At 61.0% G+C, this 23,678-nt stretch carries 29 protein-coding genes; 16 read left to right on the top strand and 13 right to left on the bottom strand.

Annotated features, from left to right (window positions below):
• Positions 1-6: 6 nt before the first annotated feature.
• Both trmB and aroA read left to right on the top strand, forming a co-directional pair.
• Positions 7-693 (top strand): tRNA (guanine(46)-N(7))-methyltransferase TrmB, encoded by a 687-nt coding sequence (gene trmB / locus ACMA5I_RS14520; protein WP_525886999.1) that lies wholly within the window; start codon positions 7-9, stop codon positions 691-693.
• A 34-nt stretch (positions 694-727) separates the two neighbouring features.
• Positions 728-2,068 (top strand): 3-phosphoshikimate 1-carboxyvinyltransferase, encoded by a 1,341-nt coding sequence (gene aroA, locus ACMA5I_RS14515; RefSeq protein WP_525886998.1) that lies wholly within the window; start codon positions 728-730, stop codon positions 2,066-2,068.
• Here the strand turns inward: aroA and ACMA5I_RS14510 are convergent.
• On the bottom strand, positions 2,065-2,427 hold the full coding sequence (locus tag ACMA5I_RS14510; protein ID WP_525886997.1) for a hypothetical protein: 363 nt from the start codon (positions 2,425-2,427) through the stop codon (positions 2,065-2,067). The two genes, aroA and ACMA5I_RS14510, sit on opposite strands and share 4 nt — an antisense overlap.
• Positions 2,428-2,544: 117 nt before the next feature.
• Between ACMA5I_RS14510 and ACMA5I_RS14505 the strand changes: the two genes are divergently transcribed.
• Positions 2,545-3,165, top strand: a complete 621-nt coding sequence (locus tag ACMA5I_RS14505) for a (d)CMP kinase (RefSeq protein WP_525886996.1) — start codon at positions 2,545-2,547, stop codon at positions 3,163-3,165.
• A gap of 55 nt (positions 3,166-3,220) precedes the next feature.
• Complete coding sequence (locus ACMA5I_RS14500; protein ID WP_525886995.1) at positions 3,221-3,490, top strand: YrhK family protein; 270 nt, start codon at positions 3,221-3,223, stop codon at positions 3,488-3,490.
• Positions 3,491-3,841: 351 nt separating this feature from the next.
• Here the strand turns inward: ACMA5I_RS14500 and ACMA5I_RS14495 are convergent, their stop codons facing one another.
• Positions 3,842-4,408, bottom strand: a complete 567-nt coding sequence (locus ACMA5I_RS14495; RefSeq protein WP_525886994.1) for a hypothetical protein — start codon at positions 4,406-4,408, stop codon at positions 3,842-3,844.
• A 306-nt stretch (positions 4,409-4,714) separates the two neighbouring features.
• Between ACMA5I_RS14495 and rpsA the strand changes: the two genes are divergently transcribed.
• The 8 genes from rpsA to ACMA5I_RS14455 all read left to right on the top strand — a co-directional run bounded on the left by rpsA (position 4,715) and on the right by ACMA5I_RS14455 (position 10,741).
• Positions 4,715-6,400 carry a 30S ribosomal protein S1 gene (gene rpsA / locus ACMA5I_RS14490; protein ID WP_525886993.1) on the top strand — a complete coding sequence of 562 codons (1,686 nt, stop codon included), beginning with the start codon at positions 4,715-4,717 and terminating at the stop codon, positions 6,398-6,400.
• 89 nt (positions 6,401-6,489) lie between these two features.
• Positions 6,490-7,329, top strand: a complete 840-nt coding sequence (gene sppA, locus ACMA5I_RS14485; RefSeq protein WP_525886992.1) for a signal peptide peptidase SppA — start codon at positions 6,490-6,492, stop codon at positions 7,327-7,329.
• A 40-nt stretch (positions 7,330-7,369) separates the two neighbouring features.
• On the top strand, positions 7,370-7,654 hold the full coding sequence (gene ihfB, locus ACMA5I_RS14480) for an integration host factor subunit beta (RefSeq protein WP_525886991.1): 285 nt from the start codon (positions 7,370-7,372) through the stop codon (positions 7,652-7,654).
• 18 nt (positions 7,655-7,672) lie between these two features.
• Positions 7,673-8,017, top strand: a complete 345-nt coding sequence (locus ACMA5I_RS14475) for a LapA family protein (protein WP_525886990.1) — start codon at positions 7,673-7,675, stop codon at positions 8,015-8,017.
• Complete coding sequence (locus ACMA5I_RS14470) at positions 8,014-8,673, top strand: phosphoribosylanthranilate isomerase (RefSeq protein ID WP_525886989.1); 660 nt, start codon at positions 8,014-8,016, stop codon at positions 8,671-8,673. The genes ACMA5I_RS14475 and ACMA5I_RS14470 overlap by 4 nt, the downstream gene beginning before the upstream one ends.
• On the top strand, positions 8,670-9,143 hold the full coding sequence (locus ACMA5I_RS14465; protein WP_525886988.1) for a GNAT family N-acetyltransferase: 474 nt from the start codon (positions 8,670-8,672) through the stop codon (positions 9,141-9,143). The genes ACMA5I_RS14470 and ACMA5I_RS14465 overlap by 4 nt, the downstream gene beginning before the upstream one ends.
• The gene (gene trpB, locus ACMA5I_RS14460; protein ID WP_525886987.1) at positions 9,140-10,360 is read left to right on the top strand and encodes a tryptophan synthase subunit beta; all 1,221 of its coding nucleotides are present in this window, start codon (positions 9,140-9,142) and stop codon (positions 10,358-10,360) included. Before ACMA5I_RS14465 ends, trpB begins: the two co-directional genes overlap by 4 nt.
• Before the next feature lie 18 nt (positions 10,361-10,378).
• Positions 10,379-10,741 (top strand): hypothetical protein, encoded by a 363-nt coding sequence (locus ACMA5I_RS14455; RefSeq protein WP_525886986.1) that lies wholly within the window; start codon positions 10,379-10,381, stop codon positions 10,739-10,741.
• A 138-nt stretch (positions 10,742-10,879) separates the two neighbouring features.
• On the opposite strand, the gene ACMA5I_RS14450 is transcribed toward ACMA5I_RS14455, so the two are convergent.
• The 3 genes from ACMA5I_RS14450 to soxR form a co-directional block, all read right to left on the bottom strand.
• Positions 10,880-11,476, bottom strand: coding sequence for a DUF4893 domain-containing protein (locus tag ACMA5I_RS14450; protein ID WP_525886985.1), 597 nt, complete (start codon positions 11,474-11,476; stop codon positions 10,880-10,882).
• A gap of 75 nt (positions 11,477-11,551) precedes the next feature.
• Positions 11,552-12,538 (bottom strand): serine hydrolase domain-containing protein, encoded by a 987-nt coding sequence (locus ACMA5I_RS14445; RefSeq protein WP_525886984.1) that lies wholly within the window; start codon positions 12,536-12,538, stop codon positions 11,552-11,554.
• Between the two features lie 63 nt (positions 12,539-12,601).
• Entirely contained in the window at positions 12,602-13,045 is a 444-nt protein-coding gene (soxR, locus tag ACMA5I_RS14440) for a redox-sensitive transcriptional activator SoxR (RefSeq protein ID WP_525886983.1), read from the bottom strand.
• A gap of 142 nt (positions 13,046-13,187) precedes the next feature.
• Between soxR and ACMA5I_RS14435 the strand changes: the two genes are divergently transcribed.
• Positions 13,188-13,349, top strand: a complete 162-nt coding sequence (locus ACMA5I_RS14435; protein WP_525886982.1) for a hypothetical protein — start codon at positions 13,188-13,190, stop codon at positions 13,347-13,349.
• On the opposite strand, the gene ACMA5I_RS14430 is transcribed toward ACMA5I_RS14435, so the two are convergent.
• The 5 genes from ACMA5I_RS14430 to ACMA5I_RS14410 all read right to left on the bottom strand — a co-directional run bounded on the left by ACMA5I_RS14430 (position 13,350) and on the right by ACMA5I_RS14410 (position 16,632).
• A complete protein-coding gene (locus ACMA5I_RS14430) occupies positions 13,350-13,667 on the bottom strand; it encodes an antibiotic biosynthesis monooxygenase family protein (RefSeq protein WP_525886981.1) in 318 nt (105 codons plus the stop codon).
• Positions 13,668-13,672: 5 nt separating this feature from the next.
• Positions 13,673-14,353 (bottom strand): aminoacyl-tRNA hydrolase, encoded by a 681-nt coding sequence (gene pth / locus ACMA5I_RS14425; protein WP_525886980.1) that lies wholly within the window; start codon positions 14,351-14,353, stop codon positions 13,673-13,675.
• A gap of 69 nt (positions 14,354-14,422) precedes the next feature.
• Positions 14,423-15,106, bottom strand: coding sequence for a 50S ribosomal protein L25/general stress protein Ctc (locus ACMA5I_RS14420; RefSeq protein ID WP_525886979.1), 684 nt, complete (start codon positions 15,104-15,106; stop codon positions 14,423-14,425).
• A 150-nt stretch (positions 15,107-15,256) separates the two neighbouring features.
• A complete protein-coding gene (locus ACMA5I_RS14415) occupies positions 15,257-15,826 on the bottom strand; it encodes a VPLPA-CTERM sorting domain-containing protein (protein WP_525886978.1) in 570 nt (189 codons plus the stop codon).
• Positions 15,827-16,038: 212 nt separating this feature from the next.
• Positions 16,039-16,632, bottom strand: coding sequence for a hypothetical protein (locus tag ACMA5I_RS14410; RefSeq protein ID WP_525886977.1), 594 nt, complete (start codon positions 16,630-16,632; stop codon positions 16,039-16,041).
• Between the two features lie 194 nt (positions 16,633-16,826).
• Between ACMA5I_RS14410 and ACMA5I_RS14405 the strand changes: the two genes are divergently transcribed.
• From ACMA5I_RS14405 to ACMA5I_RS14395, 3 genes are all read left to right on the top strand, one after another.
• A complete protein-coding gene (locus ACMA5I_RS14405) occupies positions 16,827-17,987 on the top strand; it encodes an alpha-hydroxy acid oxidase (RefSeq protein ID WP_525886976.1) in 1,161 nt (386 codons plus the stop codon).
• A gap of 78 nt (positions 17,988-18,065) precedes the next feature.
• A complete protein-coding gene (gene ychF / locus ACMA5I_RS14400; RefSeq protein ID WP_525886975.1) occupies positions 18,066-19,163 on the top strand; it encodes a redox-regulated ATPase YchF in 1,098 nt (365 codons plus the stop codon).
• Positions 19,164-19,252: 89 nt separating this feature from the next.
• Positions 19,253-20,713 carry a hypothetical protein gene (locus ACMA5I_RS14395; protein ID WP_525886974.1) on the top strand — a complete coding sequence of 487 codons (1,461 nt, stop codon included), beginning with the start codon at positions 19,253-19,255 and terminating at the stop codon, positions 20,711-20,713.
• Between the two features lie 67 nt (positions 20,714-20,780).
• On the opposite strand, the gene ACMA5I_RS14390 is transcribed toward ACMA5I_RS14395, so the two are convergent.
• The 3 genes from ACMA5I_RS14390 to ACMA5I_RS14380 all read right to left on the bottom strand — a co-directional run bounded on the left by ACMA5I_RS14390 (position 20,781) and on the right by ACMA5I_RS14380 (position 23,584).
• Positions 20,781-22,331, bottom strand: coding sequence for an alanine/glycine:cation symporter family protein (locus ACMA5I_RS14390; protein ID WP_525886973.1), 1,551 nt, complete (start codon positions 22,329-22,331; stop codon positions 20,781-20,783).
• A gap of 17 nt (positions 22,332-22,348) precedes the next feature.
• Entirely contained in the window at positions 22,349-22,786 is a 438-nt protein-coding gene (locus ACMA5I_RS14385) for a universal stress protein (protein WP_525886972.1), read from the bottom strand.
• A 201-nt stretch (positions 22,787-22,987) separates the two neighbouring features.
• Complete coding sequence (locus ACMA5I_RS14380; protein ID WP_525886971.1) at positions 22,988-23,584, bottom strand: LysE family translocator; 597 nt, start codon at positions 23,582-23,584, stop codon at positions 22,988-22,990.
• Between the last annotated feature and the right edge of the window lie 94 nt (positions 23,585-23,678).

Here is a 23,678-nt window from a genome sequence, read left to right as displayed (position 1 = left end):
CGCGTCATGTCAGACGAGCATCGCAATTTCTACGGGCGCCGCCACGGCAAGACGCTGCGCCCCAATCAACGCCAATATCTCGATGAGGATCTCCCGCGGCTCCAGCCCAAGGGGATTTTTCAGGACGAGAACCCGGACCGCACCCCCATCGAGATTTCCGAGGGGCGGCCGTTGTGGCTGGAGGTCGGCTTTGGCGGCGGCGAGCATTTGCACCATCAGGCGGCGCGCAACCCGCAGGTCGGGTTCATCGGCTGCGAGCCGTTCATAAATGGCGTCGCGATGCTGCTCACCAAGCTGCGTGAAGAGCCGCTGGAGAATGTCGCCGTCCATGCGGGCGATGCGCGCGATCTGATGGATGTGCTGCCCGAGGGCCGTCTCGATAAAGCGTTTCTGCTCTATCCGGACCCGTGGCCGAAATCCCGCCACCATCGCCGCCGCTTCGTGACGCCGGAGCATATCGACCCGCTGGCGCGGTGCCTCAAACCGGGGGCGGAGTTCCGCATCGCGACGGATATTCCCGATTACGTCCGGCAGGCGCTCGAAGTCGTCGCGCAGCACCCGGAATTTGAGTGGCTGGCCGAAGGGCCAGCGGACTGGCGCACCCCGTGGGACGACTGGCTTTCCACCCGTTACGAGCAAAAGGCGCTCCGCGAGGGCCGCACGCCGCATTATTTGACCTTCCGTCGCCGCTAACGCTCCGTTACATCGGGACCAAAGGAGTTTTCATATGTCCGCACATGGTCCCGCCCGCCCTCTCTCATCGCTGAAATCCGGCCCACTCAAGGGCGTGGCCGAGGTGCCGGGGGACAAGAGCATCTCGCACCGTTCGCTGATCCTCGGCGCGCTGGCGATTGGCGAGACGCGGATCACGGGGCTGCTCGAAGGGCAGGACGTGCTCGACACGGCCAAGGCGATGCAGGCTTTCGGCGCGGATGTGGAGCAGCAGGGCGAGGAATGGGTCGTCAACGGCTTTGGCGTCGGCGGTCTGCGCGAGCCGGAGGATGTGATTGATTGCGGCAATTCCGGCACCGGCGTGCGGCTCATCATGGGGATGATGGCGACGAGCGGGATCGCGGCGACCTTCACCGGCGATGCCTCGCTGCGCTCGCGGCCCATGGGGCGGATCACGGATCCGGTGAAGCTGTTTGGCGCGCAGGCTTATGGTCGCGAGGGCGGCAAGCTGCCGCTGACGCTGATCGGCAATGGCGATGCGTCGGGCGTCCAATACACGACGCCGATGCCCTCCGCGCAGGTGAAATCAGCGGTATTGCTCGCGGGTCTCAATGCGCGCGGCGAGACGGTGGTGACGGAGAAGGAAGCGACCCGCGATCATTCCGAGCGAATGCTGGCGGGCTTCGGCGCGACGATCTACAGCGAAGAAACGCCGGACGGCCATGTGATCACCTTGCAGGGCCAGCCGGAGTTGCAACCGCAGACGATCACCGTCCCGCGTGACCCATCAAGCGCGGCCTTCCCGGTCTGCGCGGCGCTGATCGTGGAAGGGTCCGAAGTGGTCGTCCCGGCGATTGGCCTCAACCCGACCCGCGCGGGCCTTTTCGACACGCTCAAGGAGATGGGCGCGGATATTACCTATGAAAACGAGCGGGTTGAGGGCGGCGAGCCTATGGCGGATCTGCGGGTGAAAGCCAGCCGTCTCACGGGCATCGAGGTGCCGCCGGAGCGTGCGCCGAGCATGATCGACGAATATCCGGTCCTCTCCGTCGTCGCCGCTTTTGCCGAGGGCAAGACCGTGATGCGCGGTGTGAAAGAGCTGCGGGTGAAGGAATCCGACCGCATCGACGCCATGGCGCGCGGGCTCGAAGCCTGCGGCGTGACCATTGAGGAGGATGAGGACACGCTGATCGTCCATGGCCGCGAGACGGTGCCGGGCGGCGCGCGCGTCGAGGCGCGGCTCGATCACCGGATTGCCATGTCGTTCCTTGTGCTTGGCATGGCCACGGAGAAACCGGTCACCGTGGACGACGCCGGACCGATTGCCACCAGCTTCCCCATTTTCGAGACACTGATGGGCAATCTTGGCGCGCAGTTCCGCACCGAAAACGCTTAAGCATTCGGGTCGGTCGGCCCTTCACCCACGCCCTCATCCGTCGTGCCGATGGAGATGTGATGCAGCCGCCGCTGCGGGTCGCTATTGTTCTCGACATAGGAAACGCGGACCGGCTTTTCATGCCGCAGAATGTCGCGCCAAGACTCAAAGTCGCTGTCGTCCAACATCCCGACCAGCAGGCTGCCAGCGACATAGCCAACCGTGTCCACCGGGCGGGTCGGCCAGAAATAAATGATGGCGCGGGTGGCCGGCCCGCTTTGGGACGCGCCCTCAAGGCTGATGAAAAAGCGATGCGCGCTGGTGCTGGCGCGGCTGCGATTGGTGCCGAGCCGGTAATCGGTGATGTTCAAAATGCCCATGATGCTCTCCGTTCTGGGGGATGGCAGAGTGTACATCGCACGGCGCTGCGGCACTGTGAGGGACATTACCTTGCAGCTTTTCTTGTGCCGCGCGCGCGCCCATGCCATTGAGGAGCCATGAAGTTTACATTGGCAATCGACGGCCCGGCTGCGGCGGGCAAGGGCACGCTCTCGCGCGAACTCGCGCAGCGTTTCGGCTTTGCGCATCTCGATACGGGGCTGCTTTACCGCGCCGTTGGCAAAAAGGCCGAGGGTGATCTGGAGCGGGCGGCGGACCATGCGCGGGCGCTCTCCGAGGCGGATCTGAAGGTGGACGGTTTGCGTACGGCAGAGGTCGGCCAGCTTGCCTCGCAGGTCGCCGTGATGGCCGAGGTGCGTCAGGCGCTTCTGGAGTTTCAGCGCGATTTTGCGTGCCGCGAGGGCGGGGCGGTTCTCGATGGCCGCGACATTGGCACGGTGATTTGCCCCGATGCCGATCTCAAGCTCTTCGTGACCGCCGACAACGCCACCCGCGCCCGCCGTCGCCATGCCGAACTGCTCGCGCAGGGCCGCGAGATCACCGAGGACGCGGTTCTGGCGGATCTTCTCGCGCGCGATGAACGGGACGCGGGCCGCAAAGATGCGCCGATGAAAGCCGCCGAGGATGCGGTGCTGCTCGACACGACCGAAATGACCATCGCCGAGGCGACCGAGCAAGCCGCCGCCTTGATCGACGCGGTGCTCGCCAGCCGGGGTTGAAGCCGCGCCCATGGCTGTTACGGTCTCCTTGCGCAACCCTGTAAGGAGGCCCCAAATGGCGATGTTCGACCCGAAAAACCACACCCGCAGCCCTGAGCATGAACGCATCTACGCGCTCTACGCGATGGCTTACACCATCGTCGACTTCTCCGCCGCCGTGCTGTTCGTGATCGGCAGCGTGCTGTTTTTCAGCGAAAGCACGACCTACGCCGCGACATGGCTGTTCCTGATCGGCTCGGTGCTGTTTGGCGCAAGACCGACGATCACACTGCTGCGGGAGGTGGCCTATATGCGGTCGGGGGAGTATGGGAAAATTACGGAGTGATGATGCATGGACGTCACTCGTTTTTCCTACGTTGCCTGCAAAATCGGACATAATTTTCGATAGCAAAAGCGATCGGTCCAAACGCGATGCCCACATAAACAAGGGGAAATACCCGCGTGTGGTTGAAGCGTTCAGGATCGTATAACCCAATGTAGCAGAGAAAAATATGTATCACGCCATAGCCGAGCATTCTGCGGCACATCGCTCTCTCGCTAGACAAGTCATGACCTCATTTTCACAATGCGTTTGCGATCAGAAGTATAAGGCGAAGCGGGTGGGCTGTTCATCCTCAATCGAAGCAGATTGCGGTTTTATATGTTTCGCCAAGGTGGAACGGGTCTAAGCTCCATTCTACTTTTGCGCTTCGAAATCTTCGGCTTGCGCGCAGTTGCCTGGCTGAAAATCCCCCGCGATTTCAAAATCGTCGCAGGTCAGAAGCAGGTTGTTATAGTGCCCGGACAGGTAGGCCAAGAAGGCGGTGAAAAGCGTGATCGCGGCCAGAAAATGCGTCAGCCTGCGGTCGTGGATTTCGGTGACCTCGGGCATCGTGATCGTCAGCAGGGATTTGACGATATAGGGCAGGGACACGAGCACGATAAATAGGGTGAATCCCCAATAGGCGATGCGCGTCGCAAGCCCTTCACCTTGCAGGAAAAACGCATGGCCGATGACCCAGATCGTTGGCATCAGCAGGATGATCGCGCGGAGCGGCGTCGTGAAGCGGGTTTCATAGCGGACATCGAGGACGATTCCAGCGAGAAGCGCGGCGAGGGAGGCGACCCAGATCTGGAAGATCCTGTCGTAAAAGATCGTTCCGTAGGCCCCGAGATGGAACCCGATGGGCCAAACCGCGAGCGCGAGAAGAACCGCGGCCACGTAAAAGCGGCGCGCTTCGATGTGGAGGTTTAGCTGTGGCATCTGGTCCCGTTTCCGCTCAATTGGCTGTATCTTTGCCGAGCGGGTTTCCGGCTTCAAGTCTTTGCAGTGTCATGGCGCACGGGCACCGCGGCTAAACATCGCTTTTTATATTGTTCTTAAAGCATGGATCCCCACCCAACCCTTGCCCAAACCGCGATTCTGCCTTATACGGCACGACATTCGTGAAAGGCGCGGTCTTGCGAGGTTCGGGGTTCCGGGCGGCATGGGCGCGTTTTGGCGATGCAAATCCAAAGACCGGTGGAGCCAACCACCTGGCCTGAAAAGCACACATTTTAAAGGAACTACATGTCGCAAAACGCAACAATGGAAGAGTTCGAAAAGCTTCTCGATGAGAACTTCGAACTTGTCACCCCCGAAGAAGGCTCTGTCGTCAAAGGGACCGTTCTGGCCATCGAAAACGGTCAGGCGATTATCGATATCGGCTACAAGATGGAAGGCCGTGTCGAGCTGAAAGAATTTGCAAAACCGGGCCAGCCCGCCGAAATCGAAGTCGGCGATGAGGTCGAGGTTTTCCTTGATCGCGTGGAAAATGCACGCGGTGAAGCGGTGATCAGCCGGGAAAAAGCCCGCCGCGAAGAGGCGTGGGACCGGCTCGAAAAAGCCTATGACAAGGAAGAGCATGTCGAGGGTGCGATCTTCGGTCGCGTCAAAGGCGGCTTCACGGTGGATCTCGGCGGCGCAGTGGCGTTCTTGCCGGGCAGCCAGGTCGATGTGCGCCCCGTGCGCGACGCCGGCCCGCTGATGAACATCGCGCAGCCGTTCCAGATCCTGAAAATGGACCGCCGCCGTGGCAACATCGTCGTCTCGCGCCGCGCCGTTCTCGAAGAGAGCCGTGCCGAGCAGCGTGCCGAGATCGTTGGCCAGCTGGCTGAAGGCGACAGCGTTGAAGGTGTGGTCAAGAACATCACCGAATACGGTGCCTTCGTCGATCTGGGCGGTGTGGACGGGCTTCTGCACGTCACCGACATGGCCTGGCGCCGCGTCAACCACCCGAGCGAGATCCTCTCCATCGGCGAGAAGATCAAGGTTCAGGTCGTCAAGATCAACAAAGACACGCAGCGCATCAGCCTGGGCATGAAGCAGCTCGAAGCCGATCCGTGGGATGGCGTCGAAGCGAAATACCCGCTGGGTTCGAACTGGACTGGCCGCGTGACCAACATCACCGATTACGGTGCGTTTGTTGAGCTGGAGCCGGGTGTTGAAGGCCTCGTCCACGTCTCTGAAATGAGCTGGACCAAGAAGAACGTGCATCCGGGCAAAATCGTCTCGACGAGCCAGGAAGTGGACGTTCAGGTTCTCGAAATCGACAGCGCCAAGCGCCGCGTTTCCCTCGGTCTCAAGCAGACTCAGCGCAACCCGTGGGAGGTCTTTGCGGAGACCCATCCGAACGGCACGCAGGTCGAAGGCGAGATCAAGAACATCACCGAATTCGGTCTGTTCGTTGGCCTCGAAGGCGATATCGACGGCATGGTGCACCTCAGCGACATCGACTGGAACCGCTCCGGCGAAGAAGCCATTCAGGACTTCCAGAAAGGCGACGTTGTGAAAGCGGTTGTCACCGATGTGGACATCGAGAAAGAGCGTATCTCGCTCTCGATGAAAGCGCTGGAAGGCGATCCGTTCGCGGAAGCTGTGGCTGGCGTGAAGCGCGGCGACATCGTGACCGTGGAAGTCACCTCGATCGAGGATGGCGGCATCGAGGTCGAGTATGACGGCATGAAGAACTTCATTCGCCGTTCGGACCTCTCGCGTGACCGTGCAGAGCAGCGCCCTGAGCGTTTCTCGGTTGGCGACAAGGTTGACGTGCGCGTCACCAATGTCGACAGCAAGTCGCGCCGCCTTGGCCTCTCGATCAAGGCCCGTGAGATTGCGGAAGAAAAAGAAGCCGTTGAGCAGTATGGCTCTTCGGATTCGGGTGCCTCGCTCGGCGACATCCTTGGCGCGGCTCTGCGCCAGTCGGGTGACGAGTGAGCCCTTGGGGGCGCGATATTTCTGCGGAAGTCGCGCTCTATGAACAGGAGCGTCGCCGGTGGCGGCGCTCGGGATTCTGGCGGGGAGTGATGGTCGTTCTGGCCATCCTCCTCGCCTTTTTTCTTTGGGGCCTTTGGGGTGCGCGGCAAAGCTTCATGCCGCATATCGCTGAGATCCCGATCAATGGCGTCATCATGCATGATCAGGCGATGCTCGACATGCTGGAGGACATTGCCGAGAACGACACCGTTGAGGCGGTGCTGATTTCCATCAACTCGCCGGGCGGATCCACCGCAGGGGCCGAAGGGCTGTTCGCGGCGCTCCGCGATGTGGCGGAAGAAAAGCCGGTGGTCGCGACCATGGCGGAGGCGGCGGCCTCGGGCGGCTATGTGGCGGCGATCGGCGCGGATCATATTGTCGCGCGCGGCAACACGGCGACGGCGAGCATCGGTGTCATTCTCGAATATCCCGATGTGACCGAGGTGATGGACAAGATCGGCATCGAGATGGAAACGGTCCGCTCCTCGCCGCTCAAGGCCGAGCCGTCGCCCTTCCGCGAGACCAACCCGCGGGCGCGGGCGCTGGAAGAAGCGATGATCGAGGAAAGCTATCAATGGTTCCGTGAGCTTGTGGGCGAGCGCCGGGATTTGACCGAAGAGCAGCTTGATGCGGTCGCGGATGGCCGGGTCGTGACCGGCCGGATGGCGCTTGAGGCGGGGCTCGTTGACGAGATCGGCGGGCAGAAGGAAGCGGTGGCCTGGATCGAATCGCAGGATGATTCTCTCACCGATTTGCCGATCTATCGCTACCAACCCGAGGATGACAGCGGCGCTCTCGTGTCTGTGATCAGCCAAAATGCTGCTATAAAACGGGTTTTTGAGCTTTTTTCCGCCAAACCGTCGGGAATCCTCTATTCGTTGGCCCCCTGAGGCGTTTAACATACCCTATGTTTTTCAGGAGGGTAGGCGGATGATCAAATCAGAGCTGATCCAGAAGATCGCGGATGAAAATCCGAATTTGAACCATGATGATGCTGAACGCATCGTCGGGACGATCTTCGAGGAGATTATTGCGGCGCTTGAATCTGGCAATCGTGTGGAATTGCGCGGCTTCGGCGCGTTTTCGGTGAAAAAGCGCGATGCCCGCACGGGTCGCAATCCGCGCACGGGTGAAACGGTTGAGGTCGAAGAGAAGCATGTACCTTTCTTCAAGACCGGTAAGCTGTTACGAGACCGTCTTAACGACGAAGCCTAACCCGTTACGGAGCTCATCATGCGTCTGATCAAGATCGCTTTCATCGCCATTGTCCTGGTGATTATCCTGACCCTTGCGCTGGCGAACCGTCAGCCTGTGGAGGTGAGCCTCGTTCCAGACCAGCTTGCGGGCTTTTTGCCCTTTGCCAGCAGCATGACACTGCCGCTCTTTGCGGTCGGGCTGCTTTCGGTGCTCTTCGGTCTCATCATCGGGATCGTGATGGAGTATCTGCGCGAAATGGGCATTCGCCGCGAGGTGACGCGCAAAGAGGTGCAGGTTGAAGAGCTGAAGCGCCAGAATGATCGCCTCAAGCAGAAAGCGCAGGAAGGCGAGAACGAGATTCTGGCCCTCGTCTCCAAGTGAGCGTGAAAATTTGCGGCTTGCGGCGGGAGGAAGATCTCGCCGCTGTCGCCGACACCGGAGCCCGCTATGCGGGCTTTGTCTTTTTCCCCAAATCCCCCCGTGCGGTAAGTCTCGACGAAGCGGCCGCGCTGATGCCGCTTGCGCCGGTCGGGCTGGCCAAGGTGGCATTGGTCGTGGATGCGGATGATACGCTGATCGACGCGATCACCCACCGGCTTCCTGTTGATATTCTTCAGCTTCACGGCAGCGAGACGCCGGAGCGGGTGGTGCAGCTGCGCAACCGCACGGGTCTTCCGGTGATGAAGGCTGTGGGGGTTGCGAGTGAGGCAGATCTGCCCAAACTCGCCGATTATGGCAGCGTGTCGGATATGCTTTTGGTCGATGCCAAGCCTCCGAAAGATGCGGTCTTGCCGGGCGGCAATGGAGTCGCGTTTGACTGGAAGCTGATCGCCGGGCGCCGCTGGCCGGTGCCGTGGATGCTGGCGGGCGGGCTGAACCCCGAGAATGTCGCCGAGGCGATCCGCCTGACCGGCGCGCCTGCGGTTGATGTGTCGAGCGGGGTGGAGTCGGAGCCGGGGGTGAAGGACGCCGCCAAGATCCGCGCGTTTATCGAGGCGGCGGAAACACGGACCGATGCACCGCCGCGCCTGCGGTGAGCCGGGTCGCGTTCGCAGAGGCCGAGCGGGCCGATCTTTCGGATTACATTGCGCTTTTGCGAGACGATGCGCTTGGTGCGGCCCGTGAGTCTGCGCCGCTCGCAGTCTATGAACGCGCATTCGCGGCGATGCAGTCGCAGGGTGGAAATCATCTCATTCTGGGCAAGGACGCGGGCGGCGCGGTCGTTGCAGGCTATCAGCTCATCCTTATCCCCGGCCTCAGCCTGACCGCGACCACCCGTGCGCAGATTGAGGGCGTGCGCGTGGCCAGCCATCTGCGCGGGCAGGGGATTGGCAGTTTGCTGATCACGGATGCCATCCGCCGCGCCAGCAAAGGCGGCGCGACGCTGATGCAGTTTACCACCAACAAAAGCCGGGCCGACGCGCATCGCTTTTACGAGCGGCACGGCTTTACCGCCACCCATATGGGTTATAAACGGGAGGTGAAACCTGAGGAGGGCCTCCCATGACCGACCAGCAGCCGAATTCCTACATGACCGCCCCGGATGAAGAGGGGATGTTCGGGATCTATGGCGGGCGTTTCGTCCCCGAGACGCTGATGCCGCTGATCCTCGATCTCGAAAAGGAATATGAGAAGGCCAAGAGTGATCCGGCGTTCAAGGCGCAGATGGACGATCTGTGGAAGCATTATGTGGGCCGTCCGTCGCCGCTCTATTTTGCCGAGCGTCTGACGAAGCATTTGGGCGGCGCGAAGGTCTATCTCAAGCGCGACGAGCTGAACCACACCGGCGCGCATAAGATCAACAATGTGCTGGGGCAGATCCTGCTCGCCATGCGGATGGGCAAGACGCGGATCATCGCGGAGACCGGCGCGGGCCAGCATGGGGTGGCGACGGCGACGGTTTGCGCCAAGTTCGGCCTCGAATGCGTGGTGTTCATGGGCGCGCATGATGTGGAGCGCCAGCAGCCGAATGTGTTCCGCATGAAATTGCTGGGCGCGAAGGTCGTCCCGGTGAAATCGGGCCGTGGGACGCTCAAGGATGCGATGAACGACGCGCTGCGCGACTGGGTGACCAATGTGGACAACACGTTCTACTGCATCGGCACGGTCGCCGGGCCGCATCCCTATCCGGCGATGGTCCGCGATTTTCAGTCGATCATTGGCCGCGAGGTCAAAGAGCAGATGCAGGCCGCCGAGGGGCGTTTGCCGGACAGTCTCGTCGCCTGTATCGGCGGCGGGTCGAACGCCATGGGCCTCTTCTATCCCTTCCTCGACGACAAGGATGTGCGCATCGTCGGCGTGGAAGCCGGCGGCAAGGGCGTTAACGAGAAGATGGAGCATTGCGCGTCCCTCTCCGGCGGCAAGCCGGGGGTGCTGCATGGCAATCGCACCTATCTCTTGCAGGACGAGAACGGGCAGATCCTCGAAGGCCACTCCATCTCGGCGGGTCTCGATTATCCCGGCATCGGCCCCGAGCATTCCTGGCTCAACGATCTGGGCCGGGTCGAATATGTCCATGTGACCGATGACGAAGCGTTAGAGGCCTTCAAGCTCTCTTGTGAACAGGAAGGCATCATTCCGGCTCTTGAACCTTCGCACGCTTTGGCCCATGTGATGAAAATGGCCCCGAATCTGCCGAAAGATCACCTGCTGGTGATGAATATGTGCGGTCGTGGCGATAAGGACATCTTTACCGTCGCGAAACATCTCGGCGTGGAGATTTAACCCCGAAAGGATTGGGATATGGCGGATTTTGTGTTGGGGGACGTAGTGGTCCTCGTCTCGGGCTCCATGCGGATGGCTGTTGAAAAGGTCGAAAGCGGCATGGTGCATGTGGTGTGGAGCCATGAAGGCCAGATTGGCCGCGACGCGTTCGATTTGGCGCTGGTGCGCAAATGGGAAGAGCGTGAAGATCGCGGCAAGGGCGGCTTCGGCGGCGACCGCAAAGGCGGCGGACGCGGCGGCTTCGGCGGCGGTGATCGCGGGCGCGGCGGCGACCGTGGTGGCGATCGCGACGGCGGCAAAGGCGGCTGGGGCGACAAACCCCGCGGCAAGCCGGGCTGGGACGGAAAGCCCCGCGATAAGGGCTACTTCCGCAAGGATTGATAAGAAAAGGGTCGCTGCGGCGGCCCTTTTTTTGTGGCACTGATCCCGCGCCTCGCCGCGCGCTACGCTTTCGCGTCTCGGAAGGCTGCGGCGCGGCGGCGTGGTGTCTGAGAGCGGCGGCGCTCCCGCTCTTCGGGGTTAGCGCGTCAGGTAGAGATAGTCGAAATCGGACTCGTAGAACGGCGCCGGAAAGCCGATCCGGGCCTTGTTTTCGCTCACCATTTCCAGAAATCCGGGTTGCGGGTAGTGGCTGGGCGAGGCGGCGACATCGGTGATCTCGGGTAAGTCCTCATAGGCGGCGGGCGGGTTGAAGCTGGCGTGAAAGACGCCGAGATAGACCATCCGCTCGCCATTATCCGCGTAAAGCTTGCCATCGGTGAGCTGCGAGCCGGTGCGTTTGTGGAACCAGAGCGCGCCATCTTCCTCGGTGATTTCGCAGGTGAAGGGGCTGTAGGCGGTGATCGGGGTCAGATCACCGCCGAGTTTGATGGTCTGGCAGCGCCATTCGCCGAGCAGCGCCTCGGTGTCGATGGGGATGGGTTCGCCTTCCATGGCCTCCAGTAAGATATCGTGCGCGTCGGACGAACCCGCCGCCAGCGCTTTGCGGAGCGCGAGGCCGAGGCTGTAGTCGTACTCATCAAGGCGCTGAAAATCCTGCTGCGTCCAGACCTGCGCGGCGTTTTGGGCCTGCGCGGGCAGGGCGAGGGCGAGCAGGGCGAGAAGCGGTTTCAGCATGACGGTCTCCTTTGCGCCCAGTGTCGGGTGCGGAGCGCGCCAAGAAAAGTGACGTTTGCGCGACTCTCCAAAGCGTTACGCCGCCGCGACGATCTCATCCACCACCCCGACCAGATCGCCGAAATAGCCGCGGCTGCGCGCCGGGCGGTTCGGGTCCGAGGTGATGGCGATGCTGATATTGCGGGACGGGACAACGACCAGCATCTGCCCGCCATAGCCGCGCGCATAGGCGGCGTTCTGGCGCGCGAACCGGGTGAGGAACCAGCCATAGCCATATTGATCGCCGGAGAAGGGCGAGCGGGCGCGGGCGTCCCAAGAGGTGTCGAGCCAGCTCGCGCTGACGATCTGCTGGCCGTCCATCTGACCGTTGTTCAGCACCATATCGCCAATCCGGGCGAGGCCGAGCGGGCTGACGGCCATGTCGTTACCGCCGAGATAGCGGCCCTGCGGATCGCGGACCCAAGGGGGCATCGAGATGTCGAGCGGGTTGCCGAGCCAGCTTCGCGCCATCTCCAGCAGGCTCATGCCCGAGGCGGCACTGAGGGCCGCGCCGAGGATGTGCCAACCACCGGTGGAATAGATGAAGCGCCCGCCGGGTTCGGACTCAAGCGGTTGAGTTAGCGCATATTCCACCCAGTTCGGGCTGGAGACCCACGCCCCGTAATTGCCGCCCGAGGTGCTGCCGACACCGGCGCGCATGGAGAGCAGATCGCCCACGGTCATGGCGTCGCGCGCATCGCCGAAGGGGGCGCGGCCGAGCAGGGGCAGGATGCGTTGGTCGACCCCCTCGATCACGCCGCGATCAATGGCGATGCCAGTGAGCAGCGCGACGAGGGTTTTCGAGACGGATTTGACATTGGCCGGGCTGTCGATGGCCGGGCCGCGAAAGGCTTGGGCGAAGCGCTGCGCGCCGTTCTGGTTGATGACCACCGCATGAAGCTGATCGAGCTGCGCCGCGCGGGACAGCACCCCGTCGAGGCTGGACTGCGCGCGGGCCAAGGTGGGCGCGGCCAGTGCGGCGCTGGCGGTGAGCATCAGATGGCGGCGGGTGAGGGCAGTCATGCGGGCGGTCTCCATACGGCTTTCTTTATAGCTATGCACCGAAGGGCCGCGAGATAAGGGGGGCTAGTCGCTTAAACCGAAGCGCTGCGGGCCGGGCGCGGTCCCGAGACGGTCATCGGCATTATAGATCGGGCAGGATTTAACGGACATGCAGCCGCAGCCGATGCAGTGGTGAAGCTGGTCGCGCAGCACTTTGAGTTTGTTGATCCGCTGGTTCAACTCGCCCTGCCAATGGGCGGACATAACTTTCCATTCCTCCGCCGTGGGCGCGCGCTCTAATGGCACCTCCGACAGCGCGGCCTTGATATCCGTCAGCGTCAGGCCAAGCTCCTGCGCGATGCGGATCACGGCGACCCGGCGCAGCATGTGGCGCGGATAGCGGCGATGCCGCGCCGCCGTGCGATGCGCCATGATCAGCCCTTCCGCCTCGTAATAATGCAGCGTCGAGACCGGCAGCCCGCTGCGTCGGCTCATCTCCGCCACCGTCAATTCTTTTGCAATTGCCATATTGAACTCAAGTTAACTTGAGGTCGTAGGGTGGCATGGCGAATCAGAAAAGGAAAGCGCCATGACCGTAAAAAATACAGCGATAGTCCCCGTGCCCCGTCTTGCAGGCTCCTCGGCAATCTTTGCCGCAGGAGGACGGATTATGAGCAATATCAAAAGATTTTTTGCGGTGTTGCCGCGCCGCGAGGAGGCTAAACCCACGCGGATCGACACCAAGCGGCTCTCGCGCCACACCGCCCGCGATCTGGGGCTTGAGCGCGAATGGCAGAGGGATCGTGAGCAGCCTTGGCAGGATTACCGGTGATCAGGCATCCCGGCTCAGCAGGACATCGTAATGCTGCGAGCGCGCGTCGAAATGCGACAGCACGGCGCGCGCTTGCGGCGGCACATGGGCGGTTTCGTAATCCGCGCCCGTGAAGGCTTTCACCGCCTCAAGGCTCTCGAACCACATCACGGTGATGAACTCCACATCCTCGGAGCGGGCCCGGCGGAACAGCTCGATTTTCTCGAAGCCGGGGATGTTCATGGCGATGATGCCGGGGATCACCTCGGTTGTGACGATACGGTGATAGGCGTCGGCATTTTCCGGGGTGGTGTAGCCATGCCAGATGCGGCTGATCACAGCGCTTATCTCCGCGAAAATTTCGCGGCGAGCCGTTCCAGCGGTGAGCGGGGGTCTTCCGGCTCCACCGCAGGTTTTGCCTCTGCCTTGGGCGCGGCTTTTTGCGGCTTCGGTTTGGCGGGGGCGCTGCGGAGGGCGACTTTGTTGAGAAATTGCGGGCCGTTGCCCGCCGCCAATTCCGCCGCGCCGTCGACGATCCCGCGCAGCAGGTCGTCCAGATCCGCCTGTTCCGCCTTGGCGAAATCCGAGAGGACATAGCCGGAGACGCGGTCCTTCGCGCCGGGATGGCCGATGCCGAGGCGGACGCGGGCGTAGTCGTCGCCCATATGCTGATGGATCGAGCGCAGCCCGTTATGGCCCGCATGGCCGCCGCCCTGTTTGAGGCGGATCTTGAAGGGGGCGAGGTCCAACTCGTCATGCCAGACGGTGAGGTCCTCCGCGCCGAGCTTGTAGAAATCCGCCGCCGCGCGGACTGATTGGCCGGAGAGATTCATGAAGGTCGTGGGTTTGAGAAGCAGCACCTTTTCGCGGCCGATCATGCCCTCGGTGATCTCGCCCTGAAACTTCGCGCGCCACGGGGCGAAGCTGTTTGCCTCGGCAATCGCATCGAGGGCCATGAAGCCGATATTGTGGCGATTGCCCGCATATTTCGCGCCCGGATTTCCGAGGCCGACCCAGAGTTGCATGATCCCTCCAAAAGAAAACGCGCCCCGAAGAGCGCGTTTTTTGTATCAGGCTTGGGCAGGGGGCGAAAGTTATTCGCCGTCCTGAACTTCGCCGTCGCCATCCTGGTCGACAGCGATGGTCTCGCCCTGCTCGATGACCTCGGTGGTCTCGTCGTCTTCGCTCTCGTCTTCTTCCGACAGCAGGGCGCTCGGCGCCGCGATGGACGCGATCGCGAAGTCGCGGTCGGTGATCATCGGACGGGTGCCTTCCGGCAGCTTGACGTTCGAGATGGTGATCGAGTCGCCGATTTCGAGACCGGTCAGATCCACGACGATGCTCTCGGGGATATCGCCAGCGGTCACTTTCAGTTCGATCTCGTTGCGAACGATGGTGAGCACGCCGCCTTGGGTCAGGCCCGGGCATTCATCTTCATTAACGAACTCAACCGGAATGTTGAGGTTAATGCGGCTCTTGCGCGACAGGCGCAGGAAGTCGATATGCTCGGGAAGGTCTTTCACCTTGTCCTTCTGGATGCCGCGGCAGATCACACGGGATTTCGTGCCATCGACATCGACTTCGATCAGGGTGGACATAAAGTGACCGGCGTGAAGGAGCTTGATCAGCTCGTTATACTTCACATTGATCGTGACCGGCTCTTCGCCGCCACCATAGATCACACCGGGGACAAGATTTTCGCGACGTGCTGCACGGGCGGCCCCCTTGCCCGTCCCTTCGCGCTTCATGACTTTCAATTCGGGCGTTTTGCCTGCCATTGAATTTCTCCTTTGTTGTAATGGGCGATTCCTCCAGGGGTGTAATCGCCGGTGAAGCCGCGCTCATAGCTGATTTCGGCCAGAAGCGGAAGCATAAAAAAAGCCGCCCTTGCGGGGCGGCTCCCTTCCCTCGGGTGAGGAACTCTGGTCTTACGACTTCTTGCGGCGGATGCCTGCGAAGCCGAGCGCCGAAAGGCCGAGCATGGCCAGCGGCAGACCTGCGGGCAGCGGCACCGGCGAAACGCCGCCGTCACCGTTATACCAGACGCTGATATGGCTCAGGTCGGACACATTGCCGCCATTGTTGATCAGATCGCCGGTGTAGTAGGTCCCTGCGGTCACGTCGTCATTCAGAAGATAGGCTGCGAAGCTGGTCGAGCCTTTGAGCGAGATGAAGACATTCTCCGGGTTCACGCCAGTATCACCGAAATCGATGCTGTATTCGCCACTCTTGCCATCTGTGAACTCAAGAGTGAACGAGAAGTCGTCGAGATAGGTCGACATTTCGGCATCATCGACATCATATTTCGCAGCTTCGGTCCAGCCAGAAATGCTGAACAACTCGTCGTCAGCCGTCAGGCCCTTATTGCCGCTGTCATTGCCGCTCCACAGCTCACAATCTTTGCTGCCAGAGACGTTCGAGATGTTGCAATCGCCACTTGCGGCATTCCCGACATAGGTTGCTGCGAAAGACGACGTGCCGAGCAGAACTGCACTCACAGCGCTGCACGTCAGTAGTTTAAAGTTGGTCATAGTTAACCTCCCACCAAAATTCACTTTGGTTAATATATGGGATTCGCATCGCATTTTATAGAAAATTTAAATGAGCAGAATGAATGAGATAAGTGAACAAGGTAACATAAATCAGCAAAAAAACCGCCCAAATTGGGCGGTTTTCTTAACGTTTCAAAGCGCTTTACGCTTAGGGAAACTTAGGCTTTGCGGCGGATGCCGGCGACACCCAGAGCCGAGAGGCCGAGCAGGGCCAGCGGCAGACCGGCCGGGACCGGAACCGGCGACACTTCGGTGCCGCGGTAATAGACGTCCAGATGGCTCAGGTCTTTGGCTTTGCCTTTTTTGTTGGTCAAATCACCGGTGAAATAGTCCACGGTGGTCGCGCCATCTTCGAGAAGATAAGCCGCGAAGCCGTTGCCCGCTTTCAGCGAAACGAAGACTTCGGTCACGTCGAGATTGGTGCCCGAGAAATCGAAGGTCAGCGTACCTTTGGTGCCGCTTGTTTCGGTCACCGAATAGGTCAGTCCATCGAGGTCCGACTCATACGCGCCGTCTTCGTATTTCACAGCTTCCTGCCAGCCGCTCAGCGAGAAGAGCGTGCTGTCTTCGTTGAGACCTTTGTTGCCGCTGTTGTTGCCGCTCCAGAGTTCGCAATCGGTGCTATTGGAAACATTATTAATGTCACACGCGCCCGAGGCGTAATTGCCCTGATAGGTGGCCGCGAAGGACGCCGAACCTGCCACGAGAGCGGCTGCGAGCGTGCCTGCGAAAAGTTTAAAATCAAGAATCATACCGTCACCCTCCAATGGTTAACGGATGGCTTATGACAAAGTTGCGTCAATTTTTAAACGCCCCTGCGGGTCACGTTTACATTAACGTCACGTCATATTTTTTGGGCGATATGCGGCCATGGAGAGCGGTTCTGTCTTGCGCCTCGCCGGACCGGGCGGCAGGTTGAGCGGAACCGCCGCGAAAGGAGACCGCCATGCCTGTAATCACAGAAATTGAAGACCTTCGCCGTCTGGCCAAGCGCCGGGTGCCGAAGATGTTCTATGATTACGCTGATAGCGGGAGCTGGACCGAGCAGACCTATCGCGACAATGAGTCCGATTTCGACAAGATTTACCTGCGCCAGAAGGTGGCGCGGAATATGGAGGGGCGGAGCCTCGCCACGACGATGATCGGGCAGGAGGTCTCCATGCCGGTCGCCATCGCGCCAACGGGGCTGACCGGGATGCAGCACGCCGATGGGGAAATTCTGGCGGCGCAGGCGGCGCAGGAATTTGGCGTGCCCTTCACCCTCTCCACCATGTCGATCTGCTCCATCGAGGATGTGGCCGAGAACACGAGCAAGCCCTTCTGGTTCCAGATCTATGTGATGCGCGACCGCGATTTCGCGGGCCGGCTTATCGACCGCGCCAAGGCGGCGGGCTGCTCGGCGCTGGTGGTGACGCTCGATCTGCAAATCCTTGGGCAGCGGCATAAGGACATCAAGAACGATCTGGGCAATCTGAAAAACCCCAAGGCGTGGCTTGATATCGCGACCAAGCCGCGCTGGTGCCTCGGGATGGCGCAGACCAAGCGGCATGATTTCGGCAATATCGTCGGGCATGTGGACGGGGTGGACGATCCCGGCAGCCTGATGGAATGGACCGCCTCGCAATTCGATCCGTCGCTGAACTGGGACGATCTCGAATGGATCAAGGACCGTTGGGGCGGACCGATCATCGTGAAGGGCATTCTCGATGTGGAGGACGCCCAGAAAGCCGCCGAGCGCGGCGCGGATGCGATCATCGTCTCGAACCATGGCGGGCGGCAGCTCGATGGCGCGCTCTCCTCGATCACCATGCTCCCGCAGATTGTCGAAGCGGTTGGCGACAAGACGGAAATCCATCTCGATAGCGGGATCCGCTCCGGCCAGCATGTGCTCAAAGCGCTCGGGTTGGGGGCGCAGGGCACCTATATCGGCCGCGCGTTTCTCTACGGTCTCGGGGCCATGGGCAAGGCAGGGGTGACCAAGGCGCTGGAGATCATCCGGCATGAGCTGGACATCTCCATGGCCTTCACCGGCGATACCAATATCAAGGATGTGGGCCGCAAAAATCTGATCCTGCCCGGCGATCCCGAAGGGTTTTTGCCCCGTTAAGCCCGTTGGCGCGGTGCGCGACTTGACCAATCCCCCCTTGCGCCCCTAGATGCGGCTCAAACGCAAAGGGGAATTGTCATGGGTTTTCGCACCGGGATCGTGGGCCTGCCGAATGTCGGGAAATCAACGCTGTTCAACGCGCTGACGCGGACCGCCGCGGCGCAGGCGGCGAATTTCCCGTTCTGCACGATCGAGCCGAATGTGGGTGAGGTGTCCGTCCCCGATGCGCGGCTCGACACGCTGGCCGAGATTGCGAGCAGCAAACAGATCATCCCGACGCGCCTGACCTTTGTAGACATTGCCGGTCTCGTGAAAGGGGCGAGCAAGGGGGAGGGCCTCGGCAACCAGTTTCTCGCCAATATCCGCGAGGTGGACGCGATTGCTCATGTGCTGCGCTGCTTTGAGGATGACGACATTACCCATGTCGACGGCCGGGTCGATCCGATTGCCGATGCCGAGACCATCGAGACCGAGCTGATGCTGGCCGATCTCGAAAGCATCGAGAAGCGGATGAAGAATCTGGAGCGCAAGCTGAAGGGCGGCGACAAGGAGGCGAAGGAGCAGCAGGAGCTCTTGATCCGCGCCAAGGCCGCATTGGAAGAGGGCCAGCCCGCCCGCACCGTCGAGATTTCCGACGAGGAGCGCAAGGCGTGGAACATGCTGCAACTTCTGACCGCGAAGCCGGTGCTATACGTCTGCAATGTGGAGGAAAGCTCCGCCGGGACGGGCAACGCGCATTCCGCCAAAGTCGCCGAAATGGCCGCAGCGCAAGGCGCGGGTCATGTGGTGATTTCCGCCGCGATTGAGGAGGAAATCAGCCAGCTTGAAGATGACGAAGCGCAGATGTTCCTGGAGGAAATGGGCCTCGATGAAACCGGTCTCGACCGGCTGATCAAGGCGGGATACGAGCTGCTTGGCCTCAAGACCTATTTCACCGTCGGCCCGAAAGAGGCCCGCGCTTGGACGATCCGCGAGGGCACCAAAGCGCCGCAGGCGGCGGGCGTGATCCATGGCGATTTCGAGCGCGGGTTTATTCGTGCCGAAACCATCGCTTATGACGATTATATCGCGAATAAGGGCGAGCAGGGGGCCAAGGAAGCGGGCAAGATGCGCGCCGAGGGCAAGGGCTATGAGGTCGCCGATGGCGACGTGCTGCATTTCCTGTTTAACACCTGATTAAGGTTAGCGCCGGTTAACCTTAAATACTCCGCGGATGTTAACCGCGGCAGGGCACACTCGGTCTCAGGCATCGAGTGGAGCAAGCCATGGACAGGTTCTGGGAAGTCGTCGGGATCTACCGCGACAGCAACGACCGGACATATGACGGCGCGAGCGATATTGAGTATTTCCAGCATGAAGGCGCGGCCTTTCTGGCGGTCTCGTCCGAAAGCGAATCCACGGCGTCGATCTTCAAACTTGATGACACGGGGGCCGTAACGGAACTCATAGACCGTTATGCCGACATCAATGCCACCATCGCCGCGACGGATGTGACGCTGATGCCGCGCGGCGATGTGATCGAACTGGTCGTCTCCGCGCGCTACGCCTACCGCTACAATCCAATGGTGATCCGCGAGGGCGGCGATCTCGGCCATTACGGGAAATGGACCGAATTCACCGAAGGCTACGGGACCTGGACGGAAACCACGCCGCTCATTCGCGGCGAGCATAATTATTTCGCTGCCGCCAGCTATATCGCGCCGGGTCTGGAGATTTATCAGAGCCACCCGAAGGCTCAGTATGAGGTGATGGACCGCGTCACCTCGATCATGGGCAAACCTATCGGTCAGGTCCTCAGCACGGCCGAATTCACGCGCGGCGACGAGACGTTTCTGTTTTTTGCCAGCGACAACAAGAACCTGCTCGGCAGCTTCTCCGTCGACGATGCGGGCCAGTTGACCGCCCGCGATGTGGTCATGCCGTCGGATGATACCGGGTTTAACGATGTAATGGCGATGGATGTGGTGGAGGTCGGCAGCCGCGATTTCCTGCTCGCCGCGTCCTGGGCCACCAACCGCGTGATCACCTATGAAATCGGGGCGAGCGGCGATTTGACCGAGCAATCTTTTATCGAGGATTCCCGTGTCAGCCGCTTCGGCAAGCCGCGTGATATTGAAAGTTTTGAGGTGAATGGCCGCCATTACGCCGTAATCGGCGGGGCCGATGACGGGTTCTCGTTGCTCTATATCGACGATGCGGGCAAGCTGCATCTGATCCAGAGTTTCGAGAACACGATGGAGACGACGCTGAAAGATGTCGCGACCCTCGAATCCGTTGTCGATGGCATGAAGGTGCATCTTTATATCGGCAGCAATCAGGATGGCGGCTTCACCCATGTGGTGCTGGACCTCACCACCATCGACGCGCAGATCGCCCGCACCGGCTACATCAATGACCGGGGCAATGTGATGATGGACAATGATCACGGGCTCGAAACCCCCACCCAAAAGATCGTCAACCGCCTGCCGACCGATGCAGATGGCGCGCTCTGGGTCGATGAGACGGACCCGGCCAGCGTGAGCGGCGAGGCGGATCATTTCGATTTTGCGGAGGCCGGGCCCGCCGTGCCCGAGCCTGCGCCGCTGGTCGAGATGGCGGAGGCCGTGACGCAGGTGATGGAGACGGTTTCGTCGGCTATGCACGCTGCGTTTGACGCGGTGCCTTTGCCGGATGTCGGCGATCACGGGCTATTCGCCATGGATCAAGGGGACGCGTTTTTGGTCTGAGCGCCAAAGTGCCAAAGAAAAAGGCGGCCCCGAAGCGCCGCCTTTCCCAAATTGTCAGTGTCTTGGCTTACTTCACCTTGCGGATCTCGCCGGAGTCGACCCGTGCGAAGTAGCTCTTCACCTCGCGCTTCACGATCGGAAGCAGGAAGTAGAGGCCGAAGATGTTCACAACCGCCATGGCGAAGATCATCGCATCGGAGAAGTCGATGACCGAGCCGAGCGATGCGGCCGCGCCGATCACGGTGAAGAAGCAGAAGAGCAGCTTGAACACGAGCTCTTTCACCGCGCCTTCGCCGAAGAGGTAAGTCCAGGCCTTCACCCCGTAATAGGACCACGAAATCATCGTCGAGAAGGCGAAGAGAACCACGGCGATGGCTAGCGCATAGCGGAACCACGGGAAGACCGAGGAGAACGCCATGGAGGTGAGTTCCACCCCGGTTGCGCCGCCTTCGGTGGCGATGGTGCCTGCGGCTTCATCCCAGATATAGGCGCCGGTTTCTGCGTCGAACTGCAGCATCCCGGTGATGATGATCACGAGCGCGGTCATGGTGCAGATCACGACGGTGTCGATGAACGGCTCCAGAAGCGCCACGATGCCTTCGGTCACCGGCTCATTGGTCCGCACCGCGGAGTGCGCGATGGCCGCCGAGCCGACGCCCGCCTCGTTGGAGAAGGCCGCACGCCGGAACCCTTGGATCAGCGCCCCGATGGCACCGCCCGCAAGACCCATGCTGGTGAACGCGCCCTGGAAGATCTGGCCGAACGCCACGCCGATCATGTCGAAATTCATGATGATGATCAGCAGCGAAAATCCGACATAGAACACGGCCATGAAGGGCACGAGCTTGTCGGTGACGCTGGCGATGGATTTGATCCCGCCCGCGATGACGATGAACACGAGAGCCGCCATCACGACGCCGGTAATCCAGCCCGGATAATCGCCGATGACATTGGCCATTTGCGCGTGCGCCTGGTTCGACTGGAACATGTTCCCGCCGCCGAAGGAGCCGCCGATACAGAAGATCGCGAAGAGGATCGCGAGGAATTTGCCGCCGAAGAAGCCGCGCTCCGCAAAGCCTTTTTCGAGATAATACATCGGGCCGCCGGAGACGTGACCATCGTCAAATTCGTTCCGGTATTTCACGCCGAGCGTACATTCGGTGAATTTCGTCGCCATGCCGAGAAGGCCCGCGAGGATCATCCAGAAGGTCGCGCCGGGCCCGCCAATGGAGACCGCAACGGCAACCCCGGCGATGTTCCCGAGGCCGACCGTGCCCGAAAGGGCGGTGGCGAGCGCCTGGAAGTGGGAGACCTCACCGGCGTCATTCGGGTCCGAATAATCGCCTTTGACGAGGCTGATCGCATGGCCGAAGCGGCGGAACTGCACGAAGCCGAAATAGATGGAGCAGATCGTCGCACCGACAACCAGCCAGAGCACGATCCACGGGAAGGCGGTGCCGGGCAGCGGGGCGAAAATGAAGCTCACGAAGGGGCCGGTCGCGTCGGAAAAGACGGCGTTGACCTTGTCGTCGAGCGACATGGCCTCCTCTTGAGCCATGGCCATCGCCGGAAGCAGCGAGGCCGCCGCGGCATAGCCGAGATTACGCATTGTTTTCATGGGTTTTCCCTTCTTTCTTATGCCACAACGGTCACCGGAACCGAGGCCGAAGCCACCAGATCGCCGGTCACATTGCCAAAGAGGCGCTTGCGCAGGGAGCGGTGCCCTTCGCGGCCCACCACGATTTGCTCGGCCCGGTGCTCCACGGCGACCCGGTCGAGGATCGCGGCTGCGTCGCCGTGCCGAACATAGCCCTCCACCTCGAACCCGTCGTTCTGAAGCTCCTTGATCGCTGGATCGAGGATGCGCTCATGCGCGGTGGAAATCTCTTCCTCGCGGCGCTGATGGCGGCGCTCGTTTTCTTCAGCGGTCTGGAAGCTGTAGGGCGACCACTCGATGATATAGGTGACGACGATCTTGCAATCGCCGATCAGCTTGGCTTGCCGGCGGGCAAAGGCGAGCGCCTTGTCTCCGGACGGCGATCCGTCCAAGCCGACCACGATAGATGTGGACATAAGTTTACCTCTCCTGTTTTTCTGCGCGCTCTCAGGCGCGTGATGGCCTAAAATGTCACGATTTTTCAGCGCTCGGAAAGAGAAAAAGCGATTTTAGAGAATATTTTGCTGAAATTCGGTGCGTTTGATCCGCTTTGGGTGCAGATTCATCACGCATTCTGGAATAATGTTCGGAGCGGGCTGAACGCTATTCGGCTTTTCTCAAGAAAAGAGCAGCGCGCCGGCAATCGCGATCAGCACCAGCCCTGTGATCACATTGACGATCCGCACCGTGCGGGGCCTTTGCATATGCCGCCGCATCTGCCCGCCAAAGAGCGCGTAAAGCGCGACGCCGCAGAACACACCCGTCGCGATAATCCCCATCACGCGCAGGCCGCTCGCCAGTGTCACGCCGGAAAGATCGACGAAGGCGGGCAGGAACGCGAGATAAAAGGCGATCACCTTGGGGTTGGTCCCTGCGATCACAAACCCGGTCGCGAGCTGCCGCGCCGGATTGGGCGGCGCGCTTTTGGCCGTGGGCGGCTCGGGCGTGGCGAGCATCTGTTTGACGCCGAGATAGACGAGATAGGCCGCCCCGCCATAGCGGATCACGGTCATGACCGGCCCGAGATGCTCGGCGATGATCCCCAGCGAAAACAGCGCGATAGCGAGATACATCATATCCCCCATCACCTCGCCCGCCGACAGCAGCAGCCCGGCCCGCGTGCCGTGACGCAGCGTTGTCGCCATCACCGCAAAGGCCCCGATGCCGGGCGAGGCACCGAAGAGAAAGGCCGTGAAAAGCAAGCTGTTTTCCATCGAAATCATAGCGCTTTGCCTTTGCGCCATTCCGCCGCGCGCCGCAAGAGGGACTTGCAGTGACGCGAGGCGGAGGCCACAAAAAGGAAAAGGG

This window comes from Jujubicoccus corallicola (assembly GCF_047345645.1).
GTDB lineage: Bacteria > Pseudomonadota > Alphaproteobacteria > Rhodobacterales > Rhodobacteraceae > JBLEFH01.
This window is presented reverse-complemented; position numbering and strand designations above follow the sequence as displayed.

What these genes read in the sequence shown, in the direction of transcription:
- rpsA (WP_525886993.1), top strand. Translation starts at nt 4,715, where the DNA reads ATGTCGCAAAACGCAACAATGGAAGAGTTCGAAAAGCTTCTCGATGAG.
- soxR (WP_525886983.1), bottom strand. Translation starts at nt 13,045, where the DNA reads ATGGCAATTGCAAAAGAATTGACGGTGGCGGAGATGAGCCGACGCAGC.
- ACMA5I_RS14500 (WP_525886995.1), top strand. Translation starts at nt 3,221, where the DNA reads ATGGCGATGTTCGACCCGAAAAACCACACCCGCAGCCCTGAGCATGAA.
- ihfB (WP_525886991.1), top strand. Translation starts at nt 7,370, where the DNA reads ATGATCAAATCAGAGCTGATCCAGAAGATCGCGGATGAAAATCCGAAT.
- sppA (WP_525886992.1), top strand. Translation starts at nt 6,490, where the DNA reads ATGGTCGTTCTGGCCATCCTCCTCGCCTTTTTTCTTTGGGGCCTTTGG.
- ACMA5I_RS14420 (WP_525886979.1), bottom strand. Translation starts at nt 15,106, where the DNA reads ATGGCAGGCAAAACGCCCGAATTGAAAGTCATGAAGCGCGAAGGGACG.
- ACMA5I_RS14395 (WP_525886974.1), top strand. Translation starts at nt 19,253, where the DNA reads ATGGACAGGTTCTGGGAAGTCGTCGGGATCTACCGCGACAGCAACGAC.
- ACMA5I_RS14510 (WP_525886997.1), bottom strand. Translation starts at nt 2,427, where the DNA reads ATGGGCATTTTGAACATCACCGATTACCGGCTCGGCACCAATCGCAGC.
- ACMA5I_RS14410 (WP_525886977.1), bottom strand. Translation starts at nt 16,632, where the DNA reads ATGATTCTTGATTTTAAACTTTTCGCAGGCACGCTCGCAGCCGCTCTC.
- ACMA5I_RS14435 (WP_525886982.1), top strand. Translation starts at nt 13,188, where the DNA reads ATGAGCAATATCAAAAGATTTTTTGCGGTGTTGCCGCGCCGCGAGGAG.
- ychF (WP_525886975.1), top strand. Translation starts at nt 18,066, where the DNA reads ATGGGTTTTCGCACCGGGATCGTGGGCCTGCCGAATGTCGGGAAATCA.
- ACMA5I_RS14475 (WP_525886990.1), top strand. Translation starts at nt 7,673, where the DNA reads ATGCGTCTGATCAAGATCGCTTTCATCGCCATTGTCCTGGTGATTATC.
- aroA (WP_525886998.1), top strand. Translation starts at nt 728, where the DNA reads ATGTCCGCACATGGTCCCGCCCGCCCTCTCTCATCGCTGAAATCCGGC.
- ACMA5I_RS14405 (WP_525886976.1), top strand. Translation starts at nt 16,827, where the DNA reads ATGCCTGTAATCACAGAAATTGAAGACCTTCGCCGTCTGGCCAAGCGC.
- ACMA5I_RS14455 (WP_525886986.1), top strand. Translation starts at nt 10,379, where the DNA reads ATGGCGGATTTTGTGTTGGGGGACGTAGTGGTCCTCGTCTCGGGCTCC.
- ACMA5I_RS14445 (WP_525886984.1), bottom strand. Translation starts at nt 12,538, where the DNA reads ATGACTGCCCTCACCCGCCGCCATCTGATGCTCACCGCCAGCGCCGCA.
- ACMA5I_RS14495 (WP_525886994.1), bottom strand. Translation starts at nt 4,408, where the DNA reads ATGCCACAGCTAAACCTCCACATCGAAGCGCGCCGCTTTTACGTGGCC.
- ACMA5I_RS14385 (WP_525886972.1), bottom strand. Translation starts at nt 22,786, where the DNA reads ATGTCCACATCTATCGTGGTCGGCTTGGACGGATCGCCGTCCGGAGAC.
- ACMA5I_RS14380 (WP_525886971.1), bottom strand. Translation starts at nt 23,584, where the DNA reads ATGGAAAACAGCTTGCTTTTCACGGCCTTTCTCTTCGGTGCCTCGCCC.
- trmB (WP_525886999.1), top strand. Translation starts at nt 7, where the DNA reads ATGTCAGACGAGCATCGCAATTTCTACGGGCGCCGCCACGGCAAGACG.
- pth (WP_525886980.1), bottom strand. Translation starts at nt 14,353, where the DNA reads ATGCAACTCTGGGTCGGCCTCGGAAATCCGGGCGCGAAATATGCGGGC.
- ACMA5I_RS14505 (WP_525886996.1), top strand. Translation starts at nt 2,545, where the DNA reads ATGAAGTTTACATTGGCAATCGACGGCCCGGCTGCGGCGGGCAAGGGC.
- ACMA5I_RS14450 (WP_525886985.1), bottom strand. Translation starts at nt 11,476, where the DNA reads ATGCTGAAACCGCTTCTCGCCCTGCTCGCCCTCGCCCTGCCCGCGCAG.
- ACMA5I_RS14390 (WP_525886973.1), bottom strand. Translation starts at nt 22,331, where the DNA reads ATGAAAACAATGCGTAATCTCGGCTATGCCGCGGCGGCCTCGCTGCTT.
- trpB (WP_525886987.1), top strand. Translation starts at nt 9,140, where the DNA reads ATGACCGACCAGCAGCCGAATTCCTACATGACCGCCCCGGATGAAGAG.